Below are 18,961 nucleotides of genomic sequence, written 5' to 3' on the forward strand. Positions count from 1 at the left end.
CGATTTATCGCCATGAATTGCGTCATATTCAGAGGCTTGGATGAATATGCCTGCTGAAGTCCTATTTTCAAATCGAAATCAATTTACCAAATCTGGCGGGACGATTCGCAAGAAACACCACATATGTGATTGAGTGAACGCAGCGCCGTCGACTCGCCTTATGGATTAACAGCGCCCCCGGTTCATGCTAGATTATTCAGACAGATACGGAGGCTCGAAATGAGAATCCTCGTACTTTGCCTGACCATCTTTCTTTCCGCAGGGGCAGCCACGATCCCGGCCGAAGCCGGACCCTGCGACCCTAATCTTCAACGCTGCTGATGGCAGCCGGGCCTGATCCCCAAGGTCGGGCCCGGAGGCATGATTGACGAGTATCGGAGGTTTCATGGAGGACCCATGGCCTGCGGGTGTTCCTTTATCGCTCTGGACCTATAATCAGCTTCGCGCCGAGGAACTGGTCCAGGTTCCGATGATGGGCATAAGATTTGCCCCGGGATTTCTATATACATTCGCATTCGGCTGCATTTTCATCGCGTTCTTCGCGTGGAAACGATTTTCCGTCCAGTCGGACGTAAAATCGGTGTCGCGCGCGCTTAGCGAACTCAGCCCCAGCGACATGGGCGGAAGCGGCGCGTTGATCCGGGCCTATTTCATCTATGCCGGTGCGATCCTACTGCTTTACGTGTCTTTCACCTTTTTCGGGCGACTGATCCTGCAATCCAGCCAAATGGTGCCGGTGGTCGGCATTCAGGTCGATCTGAACAAGCTGCAATTCGACAGCATGCAATGGCCATTGATGCTGGCATTCGCCTTTGCCGGGCTGGCCGAGATGCTGCCTCCGATCAAGATCACCGAAGGCTGGCTGCGCAACCGCGCCTATCGCGCCGTTGGCATTCCGGTGCGGCTGGAGCAGACCATGCGCAACCTGATCGTGACGCTGGACCGGGCCTGCCTTCCCGATCAGCCCGATCCCGGCCCGCTGGCGCAGAAGCTTGCGATCTATCGCGACCGCTGGACCGAGACCGTCGCCAATCACGCCTGGGCCACCGAAAGCGGCACCCAGCGCCGGTCCCGCCAGGACGAGGCCGTGTCGCTGCTGGCCCAGCTGGAATTGCTGGTCTATTGGGCCAAGGCCGCGCGCGGCAGCTGGCCCGGTCACGAGGTCTCGCAATCGGTCCGCCAGCAAGAGCGGAACTATGTCGATGACGCGGTCGCGCTTATGGACGACATCCACAAGCGCATGCTTGAGACCCCGCAAGAGGGTGGCGATGCCGGCTCGATCGCGCGCAAGGCCCGCTTCGGCGAATATCTGGGCGAAACCATCCGCAAGGCCGAGGCGCTGCGCTTTGATCTGGTCGGCATCCTCGCGATCTTTCTGGAACGCGATCTGGACATCCCGACCGAGGCCGTGGCCACCCGCCCCGATCCGCGCAGTCCCGCCACCCCCGCCCAGCCCGAGCGGATCGAACCGGCGCTGAACCAGCTTCTGGCCCTGACCGAGCGGCCCGATACCGCCGGGACCGGGCCCGAGGCCGGGATGTTCCTTGCCCTGATCGCGGTGTTCCTGATCTATGCGGCGGCGGCATGGCGCGGGCTTCAGGAACCGATCGGCCAGTTCATCGAGACCTCGAACATCTACGGCGTTTTCGTCACCGCGCTGGTCGAGACCTTGCGCATCGCCGCCCTGACATGGCTGCCGCTGCTGGCGGCCTTTTCGCTGCGCCAATATCTGTGGGACAATGGCGACTGGGCCAAGGCCACCAAGACGCAGCGCCGTTCGGGCTATGCGATGCAGATCTTCGGCTGCCTGTGCCTTGGGGTGACGGTCTCGATTCTGGCGCTGCTGGGGGTGGCAGCGCTGCGGGCCTTCTTTGTCGCGCCCAATGCCGCCTATTTCTTCAACCTCTATGTCGGGAATGTCGCGCCCTTCGTGATCTATTACCCGACGCAGGCGATCATCCTGCTGGTGCTGATCCCGGTCTCGATCATGTCGGCGGACCTGCGCAAAAGCCCGGCAACGCGGATGTGGTACGGCGTGCTTTGCGCCCTTGGCGTGGCGTTTCTGTCGATCCAGCACCTGAACTACTGGAACGCGTCACTGGCGCGCGACTGCCCCGGACTGGTGGTGATTTCCTCGCTGGACTGCGCGCGGCGCTTCGATCTGGTTGGCCATGTCGTGCTGGCGGTGCTGGCCTTTCTGGCCGCAGGGGTGCTGGGCGAGTTGCCCGAACGGACGCGCATGGCCAAGCCCCGCTGGGCCCAGCCGCAGACCGCGGCGAGCGCGATCCTGCTGCTGCTGTTGCTGCTGCCCAGCCCGGCAGCCGCGCAGATGGTATCCCAGCCCGCCCCATCCCAGAAGCGCATGGTCTATGTCGGGTTCCGCGCCGACACCCCGCCGTTTTCCTCGGCCGTCTATGGTGCCGAGAACAAGCAGGCGCGCTCCTATAAAGGCTATCTGGCCGATATGTGCTTCGACATCTTTGCCGGAGACGCCAATTACGAAATCGTCCCGGTACCGATCACCGCCGACAACCGTTTCCGGTTGCTGCGCAAGGGCAGCAGCCCGTCAAGCCCGACCAGTCTGGACATGCTGTGCGATGCGGTGACGATGCGTTTTTCGGATCTGGAGCGCGCTTTACCCAGCATCTTTTCGCCGGTGGTCTTTGCCTCGGGCGTGTCGTTTCTGGAGCGGACCGGCAACAACCTGCATACCGAGATCGGCTATATCGGCAACAGCACCGCCCGCGACATTGCCCGCAAGGCCTGCGAAATCGACTATTTCAAGGCGCTGCTGCCATCCGAACGCAAGGCGCTTTACCAGCGCTGCCGCATGCTGTGGAGCGCCGCCGTCACGAACCATCTGATCCGACGACGAAACACGGAACCGCAATTCATCCTGTCCGCCGCAGAAGATAAACCGACCGCGATCAAGCAAAGCCTCGTCGATCTCAAGGAGGCCGCGGACAGGCTGAACCAGATCGTCGGGGAAAGCGGGATCACCCGGCTTTTCCCCGAGACCCAGAAGCTGATGGATATCATCGTCGCCAAGCAGCCTGCCCCGCCAGCCCCCGCATTGCCTGCCCTGACCTGCGATGAAAACAACCCGACCGACGATTGCAAAGCGGTTCTGAACATTCTCGAAGACCCGTTCTGCGCGGGGAAACTGCCCCAGCAAAGCAACCTCCCGGTCGAGGACCGGCCTTGGCTGGACTACCATTTCTGCCCTCAGCAATCGCATGACGATCTGGTCGAATGGTTCTGCACCGCGCCGCCCGGCCATCGCCGCATCTATATGGGCGACCGTGAACTGATCCTTGGCAAGCTGGCGGTCTGGACCCGCGCCAATGGCCCCTGCAACATCGAGCGGCCGCAGGGCTCGGAATACCTGTCCTACGAACCCTATGCCTTTCCGATCTCGATGAGCGATGCCGAACTGATCCAGTTCGTCCAGCGCCGGATCTATGAGATCTTCTCGCATCGGGTCGAGATGATGAGCCGGTTTCAGGCCAGCTTCGGCGGCCACAAGATGTCCCCGGCGCTGGCCTATCTGTTCCTGCTGAACGCGGTGGAAAATGAGGAAAACCTTGGACCACGCCCGCCCTCGCCTGCAGACAAGCCCGAAGCAATATCCGCAACCCAATCCGGCCGGTAAGTCCCCGGCGGGGGCGCGGCAATGAAGATCACGGTGCAGGGGGAAAAGCTGCCGCCCGGCGGCTCGGACTCGGCGGCGGTGGCCGGGGTCACGGTTCGCGACAGCGTCGGGCTGACCACGGCGCGGGCGGGAACCGGTCCGGTCGGGCTGGACCTTGCCCCCGGCGAGCTGCTGGAAATCGAGACCGCCGACGGCGCGCTTCTGTGGCTGCGCGAGGATGAGCTGGCCGAACAGCTTGGCCCCAGCGGCGCGATGGAACGCGGCGTGGCCGGGGCCGAGGACAGCCTGTATCTGCGCGGTCTGGTCCTGCCCGCATCAGCCGATGGCGACGGCCCGGCGCGGGGCCTGCTGGACTGGCCGCTGAAGCGCCTGTCGGTGCTGAAGGTCGATGGCGACCTCAAGGCCGTCGCGCGCGACTTCGAGGGGCCCGAGGCAAGGATGGGCCTGCGCCGCTGGGGCATGGATGGCGCGCTGACCCCGATCACCTTGCAGGAAATCACCGCCGGGCGCCCGTGGCTGCTGTTCCTGCATGGCACGGCATCGACGACACAGCGGTCATTCGGGCGGCTGATGCAGGACCGCCCCGAGATCTGGGCCCAGCTTCACGCGATCTATCCCGGCCGGATCATCGCCTATGAACATCGCACCCTGTCGCTGGACCCGGTCCAGAACGCGCAGGACCTGCTGGACCTGCTGCCCGAGCGGGCGCAGCTGCATCTGGTCAGCCACAGCCGTGGCGGCCTTGTCGGAGAGCTGATCGCGCTGTCGCAACTGGCCGAGCGGCAGGGCGGCTCGGTCCTTGACCGCGACGATCTGGCGATCTTTGCCCCCGCCGATCAGCCCCGGATCGAGGCGCTCGGCCAAGCGCTGGCCCAGAAGGATTTGTCGATCGCCCGCTTTGTCCGGGTGGCTTGTCCGGCGCGCGGCACCAGCCTTGCCGGGGGGCGGCTGGACCGCTGGCTGAACCTGCTGTTCAACGCCGCCCGCTTCGGTGCGGTGGCAGCGGGCGACGAGGCCCGCGACCTGGTCGACGGGCTGCATCGGTTGGCGCTGGCGGCCTCGGCCAATCGCGACAACCCCGAGGCGCTGCCCGGCATCGCCGCAATGGCGCCCGAATATTCGCCGCTGCTGTCGGTGCTGAACCGCCCGCGCAAGCTGCGCGCCAGCGACGGGCTGGTGGTGATCGCCGGCGATATCGAGCCCTCGGGCGTGACGCAGCGGCTGGGGATCTGGTTCGCGGATGCGTTTTTCGGCAGCGACCACGATCTGGTGGTCAATACCGGCTCGATGACCGGCGGCGTCAACGATCCTGCGATGACGCGCGGCGCGGCGCTGGTCATGGACCGGGGCCAGAATGTCAGTCATTTCCGCTATTTCACCAATGGCCTGACCGCGGGGCGGCTGCTGGCGGGGCTGCGCGATCCGGCCAGCGCCGGGCAATGGCAAAGCCCGGAACTGCGCCTGCGCAGCGCCGAGGAACCGGTGATCCAGCGCTCTCGCGCGGCCCAGCCCGCCGGTGAGACCGCCAATGACGGCGTCGTCGCCATGCCCGGTCCCGCCGTCCAGCGCGGGCGCGGCGCGCCGCTGGCGGTGATCCTGCCCGGCATTTCCGGCAGTCATCTGGGCACGCAGGACCGGCTGATCTGGTGCAATCCGCTGGGCATCTGCACCGGCGGCATCGGTGAGCTGGCGATGGGCAAGCCCATCCGCCCCTATGGCGTGATCGAGACCTATTACGGGGGCCTGCGCGACTATCTGGGCACGACGCACCAGACCCTGACGCTGGCCTATGACTGGCGGCTGCCGATCCAGACCACCGGGGCCGCGGTCGCACGCCTGCTGCTGGACCGGCTGGCCGAGGATGAAAGCCGCCCGATCCATATCGTCGGCCATTCCATGGGCGGGTTGCTGGCGCGCGTGGCGCTGACCAATACGCGCCTGATGCAGGGTTTCCTTGCCCGGCCCGGCTCAAGGTTCCTGATGCTGGGGACGCCGAATGGCGGATCACTGGCGATGGCGTTGGCGCTGCTGGGGCATGGCACCACCGTGCGGGCGCTGGCCGCGCTGAGCCTGTCGCAAGACCGGTCCCAGATCGCCGCCATCCTGCGCGCCTGGCCGGGCGCGGTGCAGTTGCTGCCGCCGAACCTGCTGGAGCCCTCGGAATGGGCGGCGCTGGCCGGGGATCAGCCGCTGGATTCGGCGGCGCTGACGCAGGCGCGCGAGTTCTGGCGGCTGATGGCCGACCGGGCCGGGCTGCCCGCCGGGCGCTGCCTGTATCTGGCCGGGATGGGATCGACCTGCGATCAGCTTTTCGCGGCGGGACAAAGGCCGGACGGGCCGGACCTGCGCATGACCAGCACGCCGCGCGGCGATGGCACGGTGCTTTACAGCACCGGCATCCCCACCGATGTCCCGGTCTGGTTCGCCCCTGCCGCGCATGGCGATCTGCCCAAGGACCGCCGCCTGCACCCCGCCATCGCCGAATTGCTGCTGGAGGGGCGGACCGACCGGCTGGCCCGCCAGCCCGCGACCCGCGATGCGGCGGGCGAGCCGACCGATGCCGCCGCCCCCACGCGCAAGGCCACCGCCCCCGAGACACTGGCGATGATCCCCTCGCCCCCGGAACTGCTGGCCATGGTCATGGGCGGTCGCCCCCCCGCCGCCATCGAGGAGGACCGCCCCAGCGCCGTGGTCGTGCGTATGGTCCATGGCGACCTGCGCCATGCCCGCCACCCGATCCTTGTCGGGCATACGCTGGGCGACGGCATCAACGGCGCCGAAAGGACGCTGGACGGGCGGCTGAACGAACGCCTGACCCGGCGCAACCGGCTGGGACTGCATCCCGGCCTGATCGGCAACAATGACGTGCATCTGCGCTTCATGCCGGGCGGGCCGGTGGCGGGGGCGGATGTGGTCGGGGCCTTTACTGGCGGGATCGTCGTCGGTCTGGGCGTCGCCTCGGGGCTGACCACCGGCGGGCTGACCAGCACCATCCGCAACGGGCTGCTGGCCTATGCCGATGCCGTGGACGACCGCCGCCGCCGCGAGGAAGCCGCCCGCCTTGAGGCTCCGGACGCGACCCCGCCCGACACGCCCAGCCAGACCGCGCTGGCCGCGCCGCTGGGGGTCTCGGCGGTGCTGGTGGGCAGCGGCAACGGCGTCGTCTCGGTCGCGGACAGCGTCTGGGCGCTGCTCAACGCGGTCGAACAGGCCAACCGGCTGCTGGACCCCAGCCTGCAACTGCGCGAGGTCGAGGTCATCGAGGCGGTCGAGCAGGTCGCCGTGACCGCATGGCACGCCGTCCGGAACCGGGTCGACCGCATGCAGGGCACCTTCCAGCTGGCCGGGCGGCTTGAGGAACGCGAGGGCCGCTATCGCCGCACCGGCCCCGAGGCCAATCCCGACAGCTGGATGGAAATCACCATCACCGCCCCCGACCCGTCCGGCCAGCCCGGCGCGCCGCCCTCGGCCATTGGGCCGCTGCATTACCTGCTGGTCGATGGCCGCGCCCGCGTCGAGGCCGAGACCGTCGCCACCAACCGCCGTCTGGTGCGCCATTTCGCCGCCCAGATCCCCAGCCAGCCGGGCAGCGGCGATGCCAGCGGCATGTCGGCGGGGCGCACCCTGTTCGAACTGCTGTGGCCGGCGCGGCTGAAACAGCACAGCCTTGAGGATCGCAACCTGCGGCTGGTGCTGGACCGCCAAAGCGCCGCCATCCCATGGGAGATGCTGGACGACCGCCGCGCGGACGAGGACGGGCTGGTATCGGGGCTGCTGCGCCCGCCCTCGGTCCGTTACGGGGTGCTGCGGCAGCTGGTCTCGCAGATGGGTCGCCCCGCGCCGCCGCGCCGGCATGGCCAGCGCCGCGCGCTGGTCATCGGCGATCCGCGCGGCGGCGGCAGCCCGCTGCCCATGCTGCCCGGTGCGCGGCGCGAGGCCGAGACCGTCGCCTCGCAGCTGGAGGCCAATGGCTATACCGTCCAGCGCTTGATCGGCGAGGCCGCCCAGCCGCAGGACGTGGTCGCGGCACTGTTCTCGCGCAGCTGGAGCGTGATCCATGTCGCCGGGCACGGCGTCGTCGACTGGCAGCCCCGGACCGATGAGCCGCCGATGACCGGCATCGTACTGGGCGCGCCGCCGCTGGACGTGCTGGAGGCCCCGCTGCTGGCACAACTGCCCGAGCCGCCCGACCTGTTCTTTCTCAACTGCTGCCATCTGGGCGCGATATCGGAGGCCGATCAGATCTCGGCCGCGCTTAGCCGCGACCGGCCCGGCTTTGCGTCCAGCCTTGCGGTGGGGCTGATCGAGCGTGGCTGCCCGGCGGTCATCGCCTGCGGCTGGCAGGTCGATGACAGCGCCGCCCTGCGCTTTGCCGCGACCTTCTACAGCCTGATCGGCGCGGGGGCGGATCTGGGCGCGGCGCTGAAGGACGCGCGGCAGGCCACCTTCCAGTCCAGCATCGATGCCGGTGGCCGCGACAATACCTGGGGGGCCTACCAATGCTACGGCCATCCCGGCTTTACCCTGACCGACGACCGCCGCGACCCCGACAAGCGCAAGCCCGACCCGGCCTCGGCCAATGAGGCCTTGGCGCTGTTGCAGGCCGAAACCGCCCGCAGCACGCCGATGCTGGACCGGGTGGACGATATCGCCGCCCGCATTCGCGAATATGGCTGGCAGGGCCGCTCGGACCTGATCAGCGCGCTTGGCGATGCCTATGCCGCCAGCGGACGTCTGGACCTTGCCATCGACAGCTATCGTCAGGCCGCCATGGCCGAGACCCCCTCGATGCCGGTCAGCGCCTTGCAGGAATCGCTGTGGCTGCCCTTGCGGCTGGGCGAGGACGGTCCCGATCTGGGTCCGGCCATCGCCGTGCTTGAGGCCCTCAACCGCAGCAGCGGGGCCAGCCTGCGCCGCCTGATCCTGCTGGCGGACCTGCATCAGCGGCAGGCCAGCCTTGCCACCGCCGCGCCCGAACGCAGAAAGGCGCTCGAGGCGATGCTAATGGTGCTGGATCAGGCCATCGCGCAGGACGCTGGGCGCGACGATGCGGCGCTGGACCAGTTGCGGCTGCGCGCCCTGCTGGGCCGCCTGCTGCTGGCCCGAGCGCCCAATGCCGAACTGTCCGAGGCCGCCATGCGTCAGGCCATGGCGGCAGCATCGCATCCGCTATGGCCGCTGATCCGCGCCCTGTCCGAGGCCGATCCCGCCCTGCTGCCCGGCCCGGCGCAGGTCGCGGGGCTTGACCCCGTCGCCCGGCGCGACCTGCTGGCGGCCATGCGGCTGGCCCATGCCACCTTGCGGGCGAATGCACCGCTGGCCCAGCCGCTGAAAGCCTTGCTGGAAACGATGCGCGGGGTGGGGCCATGACACCGCAGGGTTGACTCAAATCCCGGATGTCATATCCTGATTGCGTATCAGGACGATCCACTTTTCCGCCCCTCTGGCCCGGCCCTTGTCGGCCCCGCCCGATCCGGGTCATGGCGGGCGTCTTTGCCCGTCGCTTCTAGGACTTTCCTGCCGCAAGGGCCGCTTTGGCCCCCAGGCCATGCATGTCTGCCCCGGCCACGCGGCCGGACCGGAAGGCCGGACCACCCAAGTTCTTACATCGTCGCAGCCAGCGCGGGCGGGACGGGGCATTCGGCCTCGGCCCCGGCTTCTGTCCCCCGCGATCCGTTGCCGACAGCAGCAAGGATCATGGATCATGACCACCCCCCTGACTCCGGGCGTCTATGTCCGAGAGGCCCCCGGCGGATCGCGTGCCATCGAGGCCGTGCCCACCGCCGTCACGATCTTTGTCGGCGAAACCGAGCGTGGCCCGGCGACGCCCACCGCGATCTCGTCCGAGATCCAGTTCCAGCGCATCTTCGGCGGCTATTTCCGCAATGACGGCGCAAACGGGACGGCGCGGCTGTTCATGCCCTATGCGGTGCGGGGATTCTTCGAAAACGGCGGCCCGCGCGCCTATGTGCTGCGGCTGGTGCCCGGAGTGGGCAATGCCGCCGCGACCGTGGCGCAGCTGGCGCTGGACGCCGAGCGCGCGATCAACCTGACCGCCGCCGGGGGGGCAAGGGCGCGGATCGTGCAGGCCCGCGCGCCCGCCGCCAATGAACAGATCCGCATCATCATCGCCAATGCGACCGATGCCGATCCGCAGCATTTCAACCTGACGGTGCGCGTTTCCACCGACAATGGCGCGACCTTTGCCGACCGCGCCGCCAATCCCACCTTCACCAACCTGACCACGGTGGCGGGGGATGCCAACAACGTCCTGACCCGGCTGGCGGCGGACCCGGACATCCGCTGGGCCGGACCCGCGATCCGCCCGACCAATATCGCCGCCGGTCCCGCCGGCACCTTGCTGCCGCCCGCAGGCGCGGCTGGGGGCTCGTCCCTGCGGGCGCGCGGGCCGGGGATCTGGGGCAACGGGTTGCGCGCGGCGCTGACCGACAGCACCGATGGCGACCCGGCGCGCTTCAACCTGACCGTCTATTACCGCCCCGTGGGCGAGACGAACTTCACCGAGGTCGAGCGTTTCGAGGGCCTGTCCCCCGACCCCGCCGATGAGAAATACCTGATCGACCAGATTGCCCGCTCGGCCTATCTGGCCTGGGGCAATGTCGATCCGCCGCTGGCCTTCCGCCCGCGCAATCTGGGCCTGACCACCGGTACCACGCCGGGGGTGGAACTGGCGGGCGCGACCGGCGGCAATGCCGCATTCGGTGCCGCCAATTACCCCGCCGCGCTGTCGCGTCTGGACGGAATCGACGATGCGGCGCTGATCGTCTGCGCTTCGGACGGTTTGCTGAACGCGGCCACCGACGCCGAATATAACGGGCTGGTCAACGCGGTCTTGACCTATGTCGAGGCCCGGCCCCAGCGCGATCTGTTCCTTGTCGCCGACGCGCCGCGATCAAATGCCAGCGCCGACCCGGTCGGCACGGCGGTCGATCACGCAAGGAACGGCATCACCGGTTCGGATTTCCGGGCGCTTTACTGGCCGCGCATCGTGGTGCCCGACCCGGCGGGACTGGGCCGCAATCCGGTTCGCGCCATCCCCTCGGCGGGCCATGTCGCCGGGCTTTACGGGCGCACCGACGGGCGGCGCGGGGTCTGGAAGGTCGCGGCCGGGATCGAGGCCGCCATTTCCGGGACCGTGGGGCTGGATATTCAGGTGCTGGACCGCGATCAGGACCGGATGAACCCGCATGGGCTGAACGCGCTGCGCACCGTGCCGGGCGCGGGCCGCGTGGTCTGGGGCGGGCGCACCGGGCGGCCCTCGACCGAATGGCGCTACATCAACGTGCGCCGCACCGCGATGTTCTTGCGCAAGTCGATCTTCAACGGCATCCAATGGGCCGTGTTCGAGGGCAATGACGAAAGGCTGTGGGCGGCGCTGCGGGCCTCGATCGGGGCCTTCATGGAGGCGCAGTTCCGCAACGGCGCCTTTGCCGGCGAAACCTCGCGCGAGGCCTATTTCGTCAAATGCGACGCCGACACCACCACGCCCGACGATCAGGCGGCGGGGGTCGTGAACGTGCAGGTGGGCTTTGCGCCCCTGCGCCCGGCGGAATTCGTCATCGTCACCCTCAGCCAGATCACCCGCCGATAGGAGGCAAGCATGCCGACCTTCAACGTCAACGCGCATCGCATCGACCCCTACAAGAACTTCCGCTTCCGGGTCAGCTGGGACGGGCGCATCGTCGCGGCACTCTCCAAGATGTCGGCGGTCAAGAAGGCGACCGAGGCCATCGAATGGCGCGCCGCCGCCGATGCCGGGATCGTGCGCAAGATGCCCGGCCGCACCAAGTTCGAGCCGGTCACATTCGAGGCCGGTCTGACCCATGACCGCCAGTTCCTCGAATGGGCCAATCAGGTCAACAACCCGCAGGGCGAGGCCGCAAACAGCCTGCTGAACTACCGCAAATCGGTCCGGGTCGAGGTGCTGAACATGCAGGGCACCCCGGTCATGGCCTTCAACCTGATCCGCGCCTGGGCCAGCGAGTTTCAGGCCCTGCCGGAATTGGACGCCAATGCCAATGCCGTGGCGATCCAGACGCTGAAAGTCGAATATGAGACCTTCGCGCTGGACGAATCCGTCGTCGAGCCGGCCGAAAGCTAGGGCGCGGGGCCCTGCCATGCGCAGCCTTTGCGGACAGGACGAGATCGCCTTTCACGCCCCCGCGCCGGGGATGGGTCCGCATGGGCGGCTGGCCCGGCTGGCGGCGGATCTGAACCAAGGGCCGCCGGATCTGGCGGCGCTGGACCTTGCGGCATGGGAGGCGCTGCTGCTGGATCTGCGCGCCGCGCTGATCGGCCCGCGCATCGACGCCGAGGCCCATTGCGAGGCCTGCGGCACCGGCAATGCGCTGATCTTTCCGGCCGCCGATCTGCCGCGCGCGCCCGGTGATCCACCCGTGCTGGATGGCCGCGCCCTGTCCCTGACCCTTGGCGACCTGCTGGCGCATGAGGCGCGCGGGCTGACCGGCGAAACCGCCCTGACCGCGCTTCTGGCCTCCGCCATGGGCCTGACGCCCGATGCCGCCGCCCGGCGGCTGGCCCGGCCCGACCGCGGCAGCGTGGTGGCGGCGCTGGAAAGCGCGGCCTCGGGGCTGGGGCTGGAGATTGCCAGCACCTGCACCGCCTGCGGCGCGGCGCTGGTCCTGCCCTTGGATGTCGCGACCTATCTGGACGCCGAGCTGCAATCCCGCGCCGCGCGCCTGCTGGACGAAGTGCATCTGATCGCCCTCACCTATCATTGGTCGCAGGCCGAGATCCTGTCCCTGCCGCTGGCCCGCCGTCAGGACTACCTGCGCCGGATCATGGCCAGCCGCACGCTGGGCGATGTGGCGACCGGCTGGCCCGGCATCGGAGGCATGTGATGCTGGGACCGCGCCTCTCGGCCCTGCTGGGGCCAGCACCTGCCGCGCCGATCGGCCTGTGCCCGGCCAGCGCCGCACCTGTCGCCGCCGTAGCCGCAGCCGGGGCTGCCGCAGATCCGGTCGAAAGCGCGCCGCCGTCCGAAACCACCCCAAGCGCCGCCCCTGACAGCGCGCCACGGCCCGCGCCCGATCCGGCCCCGAAACGCGCCCCCGCGCCGCCGCGTCCTGCGCCGCCACCCCCGCCCGAGCCCGACTACCAGCCGCCGCCGGTCGAAAAGCCGGTGCCAAGGCCGCCGCAGCGCCGCGAGACCTCTCGCCGCCTTGCCCCAGACCCAAAGCCGACGCCCCCGCCATCGGTCGACAGGACCCCGCCCGCCCGACCCAAGGCCCCGCCTTTGCCCCCCGCTCCGGTCGAAGCCGCGCCGCCCATCGCGCCACAGACCGTCGCGCTGCCGCCTGTCACCGCCAAGGCCGCTGTCGCGCCCAAGCCGCCCGCCGACCCCAAACCGCCCGCGCCGCAGGCTGCGCCCACCGCCACCCGGCCCCGGCCCGCGTTTGGCCTGCCCGACGATCCCGCCCGGCTTCAGGCCACCGCCGCGCGGCTGGGGCTGCGGGCGCCGGAACCTTCACCGCCCCCGCCGCAAGCCCGGATCAAGCCCGAACCCGCAGTGCCCGCGCCGCCGCCGCCTTCGCAGCCTCAGGCGCGCGCGACCCCTGCTGAGCCACCTGCACCCCCGGCCCTGCGCCCCGCCGCGCCGCCCGTTCCGCCCGCGCCGCCCATGCTGCGTCCTGCCCCCGCGCCCGGCCCGGCGCTGCCCGCGCAGCCGCCCCCCGCCCAGCCCCGGCTGCGGGTCAGCATCGGCGCGCTGACCATCGTCACCCGGCCTGAACCCAGCCGACCGGGTGCGCAGACTGCGCCCTCGCGGCTTGGCCCGGTGATGCGGCGCGGACCCCGCACCCATTCCATCCCTCGCCCGGACGGAGGCTAGGCGATGGCGCGCTTTACCAACCTGCATGACGCGGGCCGCGCGCTGGCCGCCCATCTGCGGGCCCGGATCGCCCCCGCCTTGGCCGATATCACCGCCGCCCCGCCGATCGAGAACCCCACGACGCAGGGCGAGGCGATCCGCATTTCCCTGCTGTGGGTGACCCCCCAGCCCACCCATCGCAACGACCCGTGGTATCTGGCCGAGGATGGCCAGCGCCGGGCACCGCCGCTGTCGCTCTCGGCCTATTTCGTGGTCACCGCCTATGGCAATTCCCCGGCGGGCGAGCCGGTGCAGGCGATCAACCGGCTGGGTCAGGCCCTGCAGGTGATCGAGACCGCCCCCGACATCGCCCTGCCGATCCCCGCCGCGCCGAATATCGACCCCGTCCCCGGCTCGGGCCGGATGAACGTGACGCTGGTTCCGGTCGCCGCCGACCTGATGGAGAAGATCTTTACCCCCCTCCAGATGCGCCACCGCCCTTGGGCCTTGGTCGAACTTGGCCCGGTGCAGCTGGAACGCCTGCACGCCCCCTTGCCCGCACCCGATCTGGTCGCGCCGGGCGGCGTCCGGCTGGCCGGGCCTGCGCCCCTTGCCCGCCCCGCGATCACCGCGCTGCACCCCGCGCCGCTGGGGGCGGGGCGGCGGCTGCGTCTTGACAGCGCGCAGGCGGCGAATGCCACCGCGCTGCGCATCGGGGCCGAGGTGTTGGTCTTTGCCGATGCCCCCGGACCGGGCCAGATCGCGCGGCCCGACAGTCTGGGGCGGATCTTTGCGACCTATCCGGCCGCCGGGGCGACCGGGGCCGTCGATGTGGCGCTGATCGGGCCGGATGGAGCCTCGGATCCGCATCCGGTCAGCATCACCGCCGGGCTGGCGGCGCTGGACGCGCCCACGGACCCGCTGGCCACCGGCGCGGATCTAGTCCTGACCGGCGCGGCCTTGGCGGCAACGCAGCGGGTGTTCCTGTGGCCCGCGCGGGGCATCCGCTCTCCGCTTGAGGTGATCGACCTGCCCCCTACTGCCGCGGTCGCGGGTCAGGTCACGCTGGCACGGGCGCTGCTGGATGCGGCGGGCCTGCGCGCGATCCCGCATCTGGTCGCGCTGCGGATCAGTCAGAACCGCTTCACTCCGGCGGTGCTGCTTGAGGTCGCGCCATGACCGAGGCCCGCGCCCTTTGCCCCGGCCCCGCCGCCGCCCCCGCCGCCGACTGGATGCATCAGGCGGCACTGCTGGCAGTCCGACATCACCTGCAGGATTCGCGCGATGACACCCTGCCCGACAGCCGCGACGGCTGGTCGAACCGGCGCGCGGATTGGCAGGACTTGGCCGCTCAAGCCGCGCAGATGCCGCTGTCGCCCGCCGCATGGGCCGAGGCGGCAGCGCTGGCGTCTGAGCGCTACCCCGATGCGGCGGCGGCGTTTTCGATCCTTGCCGACAACCCGGCGCTGCATCTGCCGACGCCCGCGACCTTCGCCCGGATCGCGGTGGCCGGTCTGGGTCTGGACTATGACGCGGCGCTGGCGACGGTGCTGGCCGCCGCCGAGGAGGGGGGCGCGCTGGAACTGGCCGCGCCGCCCGGCGCGACCCTGCCCGCCGCGCAATGGGGGCTGCGGCTGTCGGCGCTTGGCCGCGCCCGCGCCTTTCGCCATGCCCCCCCGCCGCGCGGGCGCTTTGTCACCGCGACCCATGCCCCGATCCTTGCGCGCGAGGCCCGCGCCGGGGCCCGCATCCTTGCCAGCGACGGCGTGCTGTGGCTGCGCAGCGCCTCGCGCCGGATGGCCCGGCAATTGGCCTGCGATCTGGCCGCCCTGACCCCCGCCAAAGGCCATGAGCTGATCGAGCTGCGCCCCGGCGAGGACATCCCCCTGCCCGAACCCGGCGCGGCCCTGCTGGTCGTCGATCTGTTCGCGCTGGATGCGGCCCCTCGGCTGCCCAGCGTCTCGGGCGGGGATCTGGTGTTGCTGGCCCCCGACCGTTTCGATGCGGGTCCGCTGCGGGCCGTCGACGCCCGCCCCTTTACCCCTGCCGAAAACCTTGCCGCATGGCAGGCCGCGGGCATCGACCCCGCCACCGCCGCCGAACTTGCCCCGCGTTTCCAACTGACCCTGTCGGAACTGATCGCCACCCGGCACGAGGCCGAGATGCTGGACACCCTGTCCGACGCAGCCCCCGACCGCTTTGCCGCCGCCATCTGCGCGGCGGGGGCGCGGCGGATGGGGCCTTTCGTCACCACGCTGCGCACCCGTGTCACGCTGACCGATCTGGTCGCGGGGCCGGAGCCGATGGGCCAGCTGCGCGACGCCATCGCGTGGCGGCGCAGCCAGAACCGCGTCTGGACCACGATGGGCCTGCCCCGCGACGCGGGCGAGGCGCAGGGGCTGGCCTTGCTGTTTTCCGGCCCGCCCGGCGGCGGCAAGACCTTTGCCGCCCGCTGTCTGGCCAATGAGCTGGGCCTGAACCTGTATCGGATCGACCTGTCGCAGGTGGTGTCCAAATATATCGGAGAGACGGAAAAGAACCTGTCGCGCATCTTCGACGATGCCGAAGCGGGCCACGGCATCCTGTTCTTCGATGAGGCCGACGCGGTCTTTGGCAAGCGCTCCGAGGTCAAGGACGCCCATGACCGCTACGCCAATATCGAGGTCGGCTTCCTGCTGCAAAGGCTGGAAACCTTTAACGGCATCACCGTTCTGGCCACCAACCTGCGCGCCAATCTGGATCCTGCCTTTACCCGGCGCATGCAGTTCATCGTCGATTTCCCGATGCCCCAGCAGGCCGAGCGCGAGGCCCTGTGGCGTCGCAACCTGCCCCTGCCCGACTGGCGCGACCCCGATCTGGACATCACCATGCTGGCTGAACGCTTCCGCTTTGCCGGTGGCAATATCCGCAATGCCGCCGTCGCCGCCACCCATCTGGCCGCTGCCGAGGGCGCACGACTGAGCCATCGCCATCTGGCCCGCGCCATCCTGCGCGAGCTGGAAAAATCCGGCCTGCCGCGCGGGGCCGAGGATCTGGGCCCGCTGGCCCATTGGCTGGAGCCCGCGCCATGACCCCGGATGTGTCCATCGACATCGCCACCCTGACGGTCGAGGGCGCCAGCCCCCGCGACGCCATCCGCCTGCGCGCCGTGATCGAGGCCGCTTTCGCGCAGGTGGCGCAGCAACTTGCCGCCCGGCCCGGCAGCGGCCCGGCGCAACTGGACCACCTACGGCTGGACCTCGGCGAAATCCGCGCGCTGCTGGCCCCCGGTGCCGAAACCGAACTGGCCCGCCGTCTGGAATCCGCGATCCGCGCCGCATGGGAGGACGCAAGATGAGTGACGCCATCAACTTCACCCGCGGCGCATTCGCCGTCTACAATCCCGATGACAGCGCCGTCATGTCGGGCTTTATCCCCTTCCGCTTCAACCCCGAAAGCCTGACCCGGCAATTGCAACTGGAACAGGCCAAGTCGGAAACCGGCGGCGCCGCCGCGCCCGCAAGCGGCGCGCAATCGGGCAGCGGCGAACAGGGGGCGGATGCCTCATCGGGGACGCTGAAGGAAAGCTTCAGCGTGCTGTTGCGCTTCGATCTGGCCGAGCGCGAAGAGGCCAAATCATCCCTGCCGGTCGAATTCGGGGTGCTGCCGGAAATCTCGGCGCTGGAGGAGTTGCTTTACCCCATCGAATCCGAATCCGAGGCCCCCTCGGACGGCAGCGAACCGGTGCGCGCCCGTGGCCGCCGCCCGATCGTCCTGTTCATCTGGGGCGAGCGCCGCGTGGTTCCGGTCAAGATCACCGGCATGTCGATCGCGGAAACCTTCTTCAACGGCATGCTTTACCCGGTCCGCGCCGAGGTCGAGGTCGGGCTGGAAGTGCTGGGCGATGCCGAGGCCCGCGACAATGCACGGGTGAAATCCTCGCTGGGTTTCACCGGTGCGAACCGCCGCAAGATGGCGCGGCTTTATCTGGATACGACCGCCGATCAGGGCACCTCGATCAACCTGCCGCAATAGAAAGGGCAACCGCATGGCCGTGGACCGAAAAAGCCGATACGCCACTGCCCCCCGCGTGCCATGGCAGCGCGCCGACGGATCGCTGGTGGAACTGATCGCGCCGATGCCGCGCCCGGCCCGCGCCGCCGTCTTTGCCGCCACCGCGACCGATATCGACCGGCTGGATACGCTGGCCGCGCGCTATTACCGCGACCCGCTGAAACTGTGGCGCATCGCCGATGCAGCGGCCGCGCTTGACCCGTTCGACGCGGTGGTGCCGGGCATGGCCATCGCCATCCCGCCGGACAAATAGCCATGGCCACACCGCGCTTTTCCATCCAGATCGACGGCAACCGGCTGAATGCGGCGCTGATGGGCCGCATCACCGGCTTTGATCTGACCGAGGCCGATGACGCGCCCGCCCGCCTTGCGCTGCGTCTTGGCCTGCGGCAGGGCGCGGATGGCACCTATGACCTGCTCGATTCCGGCCCGTTCGAGCCGGGGGCGGAAATCCGGCTGGTGCTGGCGGCGCCCGGCGGCTCGGATCAGGCGATGTTCACCGGGCATCTGTCGCATCTGCGCCCGCATTTCGAGGAACCCGAGGCGAATTCGTGGCTGGAGGTGCTGGCCAGCGACGCCGCCATGCTGCTGGCCGCCGAGGAGCGCGTCGCCAGCTACCCCGATGCCGGCGACAGCGACGCGGCCTCGGAAATCCTTGGGCGCTACGGGTTGCGGCTGGAATCCGAGGCCACCGATGCGAAACTGGCCGCCGATGACATGCTGCTGATCCAGCGCGCCGATGACTGGTCCTTCCTGCGCCATCTGGCGGGCCGCAACGGCTTTGTCACCTATTTTGAGCCCGACCCGCAAAGCGGCGATCCCATCTGCCATTTCCACCCCCGCCGCTTTGACGAACCGCCGCAGCCCGACCTGACCATCCTGCGCGAGAATGCCAATCTGGACTGGATCGACTTTTCCATCGCGCTGGACCGCCCTGAAAAGCGTCTGGCCCATGCCATTGACGGCCCGGCCAAGCGGCTGGTCCACGCCACGGGCGAGGCCGAGGATGAATTGCTGGGCGAAGCCCTGCTGGCGGGGGATGCCGCGCAGGGTCTGGCGCGGGCCGGGGCCACCGGGTCGATCCGTTTCCTGCGTGGCGCGCTGCCCCGCGACGCCGCGCTGACGGCGCATGCGCGCGGGCGCGGGCAGGCTGATCACCTCAGCATTGAGGCGCGCGGCCAACTGGACCCGGCGCGCTATCGCGGGCTTTTGCGCGCCCATCGCTGCGTGCTGATCAAGGGCGTCGGCGACCGGCTGGGCGGCAGCCATTACGTGCGCGAGGTCCAGACCGAACTGGCCGACGGGAACCTGCTGCAACGCTTCACCGCCGTCTCGAACGCGCTGGGACGGCGCGGGGCCGAGGAATTCGGCCAATCCGCCGAAGAGGAGCCGCCAACATGAGTAGC

Annotated in this window: 12 protein-coding genes; all 12 read left to right on the forward strand. The window is 69.3% G+C overall.

Annotated features, from left to right (window positions below; all coding sequences use genetic code 11):
• Positions 1–385: 385 nt before the first annotated feature.
• The 12 genes from IB235_RS09080 (at position 386) to IB235_RS09135 (ending at position 18,956) form a co-directional block, all read left to right on the forward strand.
• On the forward strand, positions 386–3,652 hold the full coding sequence (locus IB235_RS09080; protein ID WP_192336447.1) for a hypothetical protein: 3,267 nt from the start codon (positions 386–388) through the stop codon (positions 3,650–3,652).
• Between the two features lie 21 nt (positions 3,653–3,673).
• Positions 3,674–9,022, forward strand: coding sequence for a CHAT domain-containing protein (locus tag IB235_RS09085; RefSeq protein WP_192336448.1), 5,349 nt, complete (start codon positions 3,674–3,676; stop codon positions 9,020–9,022).
• Positions 9,023–9,356: 334 nt separating this feature from the next.
• Positions 9,357–11,264, forward strand: a complete 1,908-nt coding sequence (locus IB235_RS09090; RefSeq protein WP_192336449.1) for a phage tail sheath C-terminal domain-containing protein — start codon at positions 9,357–9,359, stop codon at positions 11,262–11,264.
• A gap of 9 nt (positions 11,265–11,273) precedes the next feature.
• Positions 11,274–11,774: a phage tail protein gene (locus tag IB235_RS09095; protein WP_155039401.1), complete on the forward strand. Its 501-nt coding sequence runs from the start codon at positions 11,274–11,276 to the stop codon at positions 11,772–11,774.
• A gap of 16 nt (positions 11,775–11,790) precedes the next feature.
• Positions 11,791–12,534: a hypothetical protein gene (locus IB235_RS09100; RefSeq protein WP_192336450.1), complete on the forward strand. Its 744-nt coding sequence runs from the start codon at positions 11,791–11,793 to the stop codon at positions 12,532–12,534.
• Positions 12,534–13,523: a hypothetical protein gene (locus IB235_RS09105; protein WP_192336451.1), complete on the forward strand. Its 990-nt coding sequence runs from the start codon at positions 12,534–12,536 to the stop codon at positions 13,521–13,523. Before IB235_RS09100 ends, IB235_RS09105 begins: the two co-directional genes overlap by 1 nt.
• Before the next feature lie 3 nt (positions 13,524–13,526).
• Positions 13,527–14,681 carry a Pvc16 family protein gene (locus IB235_RS09110; protein WP_192336452.1) on the forward strand — a complete coding sequence of 385 codons (1,155 nt, stop codon included), beginning with the start codon at positions 13,527–13,529 and terminating at the stop codon, positions 14,679–14,681.
• Positions 14,678–16,573, forward strand: coding sequence for an ATP-binding protein (locus IB235_RS09115; RefSeq protein ID WP_192336453.1), 1,896 nt, complete (start codon positions 14,678–14,680; stop codon positions 16,571–16,573). Before IB235_RS09110 ends, IB235_RS09115 begins: the two co-directional genes overlap by 4 nt.
• On the forward strand, positions 16,570–16,839 hold the full coding sequence (locus IB235_RS09120) for a hypothetical protein (RefSeq protein WP_192336454.1): 270 nt from the start codon (positions 16,570–16,572) through the stop codon (positions 16,837–16,839). Before IB235_RS09115 ends, IB235_RS09120 begins: the two co-directional genes overlap by 4 nt.
• Complete coding sequence (locus IB235_RS09125) at positions 16,836–17,516, forward strand: hypothetical protein (protein WP_192336455.1); 681 nt, start codon at positions 16,836–16,838, stop codon at positions 17,514–17,516. Before IB235_RS09120 ends, IB235_RS09125 begins: the two co-directional genes overlap by 4 nt.
• A gap of 13 nt (positions 17,517–17,529) precedes the next feature.
• Positions 17,530–17,808: a hypothetical protein gene (locus IB235_RS09130; protein WP_155039408.1), complete on the forward strand. Its 279-nt coding sequence runs from the start codon at positions 17,530–17,532 to the stop codon at positions 17,806–17,808.
• A gap of 2 nt (positions 17,809–17,810) precedes the next feature.
• Positions 17,811–18,956: a hypothetical protein gene (locus tag IB235_RS09135; RefSeq protein WP_192336456.1), complete on the forward strand. Its 1,146-nt coding sequence runs from the start codon at positions 17,811–17,813 to the stop codon at positions 18,954–18,956.
• Positions 18,957–18,961: the final 5 nt, after the last annotated feature.

It is taken from the genome of Paracoccus sp. PAR01 (assembly GCF_014851995.1).
In the GTDB taxonomy this organism is placed as follows: Bacteria; Pseudomonadota; Alphaproteobacteria; order Rhodobacterales; family Rhodobacteraceae; genus Paracoccus; species Paracoccus litorisediminis.

Bases quoted from the DNA above. Each gene is read 5' to 3' on its own strand.
- IB235_RS09080 (WP_192336447.1), top strand. From the start codon at position 386: ATGGAGGACCCATGGCCTGCGGGTGTTCCTTTATCGCTCTGGACCTAT.
- IB235_RS09085 (WP_192336448.1), top strand. From the start codon at position 3,674: ATGAAGATCACGGTGCAGGGGGAAAAGCTGCCGCCCGGCGGCTCGGAC.
- IB235_RS09090 (WP_192336449.1), top strand. From the start codon at position 9,357: ATGACCACCCCCCTGACTCCGGGCGTCTATGTCCGAGAGGCCCCCGGC.
- IB235_RS09095 (WP_155039401.1), top strand. From the start codon at position 11,274: ATGCCGACCTTCAACGTCAACGCGCATCGCATCGACCCCTACAAGAAC.
- IB235_RS09100 (WP_192336450.1), top strand. From the start codon at position 11,791: ATGCGCAGCCTTTGCGGACAGGACGAGATCGCCTTTCACGCCCCCGCG.
- IB235_RS09105 (WP_192336451.1), top strand. From the start codon at position 12,534: ATGCTGGGACCGCGCCTCTCGGCCCTGCTGGGGCCAGCACCTGCCGCG.
- IB235_RS09110 (WP_192336452.1), top strand. From the start codon at position 13,527: ATGGCGCGCTTTACCAACCTGCATGACGCGGGCCGCGCGCTGGCCGCC.
- IB235_RS09115 (WP_192336453.1), top strand. From the start codon at position 14,678: ATGACCGAGGCCCGCGCCCTTTGCCCCGGCCCCGCCGCCGCCCCCGCC.
- IB235_RS09120 (WP_192336454.1), top strand. From the start codon at position 16,570: ATGACCCCGGATGTGTCCATCGACATCGCCACCCTGACGGTCGAGGGC.
- IB235_RS09125 (WP_192336455.1), top strand. From the start codon at position 16,836: ATGAGTGACGCCATCAACTTCACCCGCGGCGCATTCGCCGTCTACAAT.
- IB235_RS09130 (WP_155039408.1), top strand. From the start codon at position 17,530: ATGGCCGTGGACCGAAAAAGCCGATACGCCACTGCCCCCCGCGTGCCA.
- IB235_RS09135 (WP_192336456.1), top strand. From the start codon at position 17,811: ATGGCCACACCGCGCTTTTCCATCCAGATCGACGGCAACCGGCTGAAT.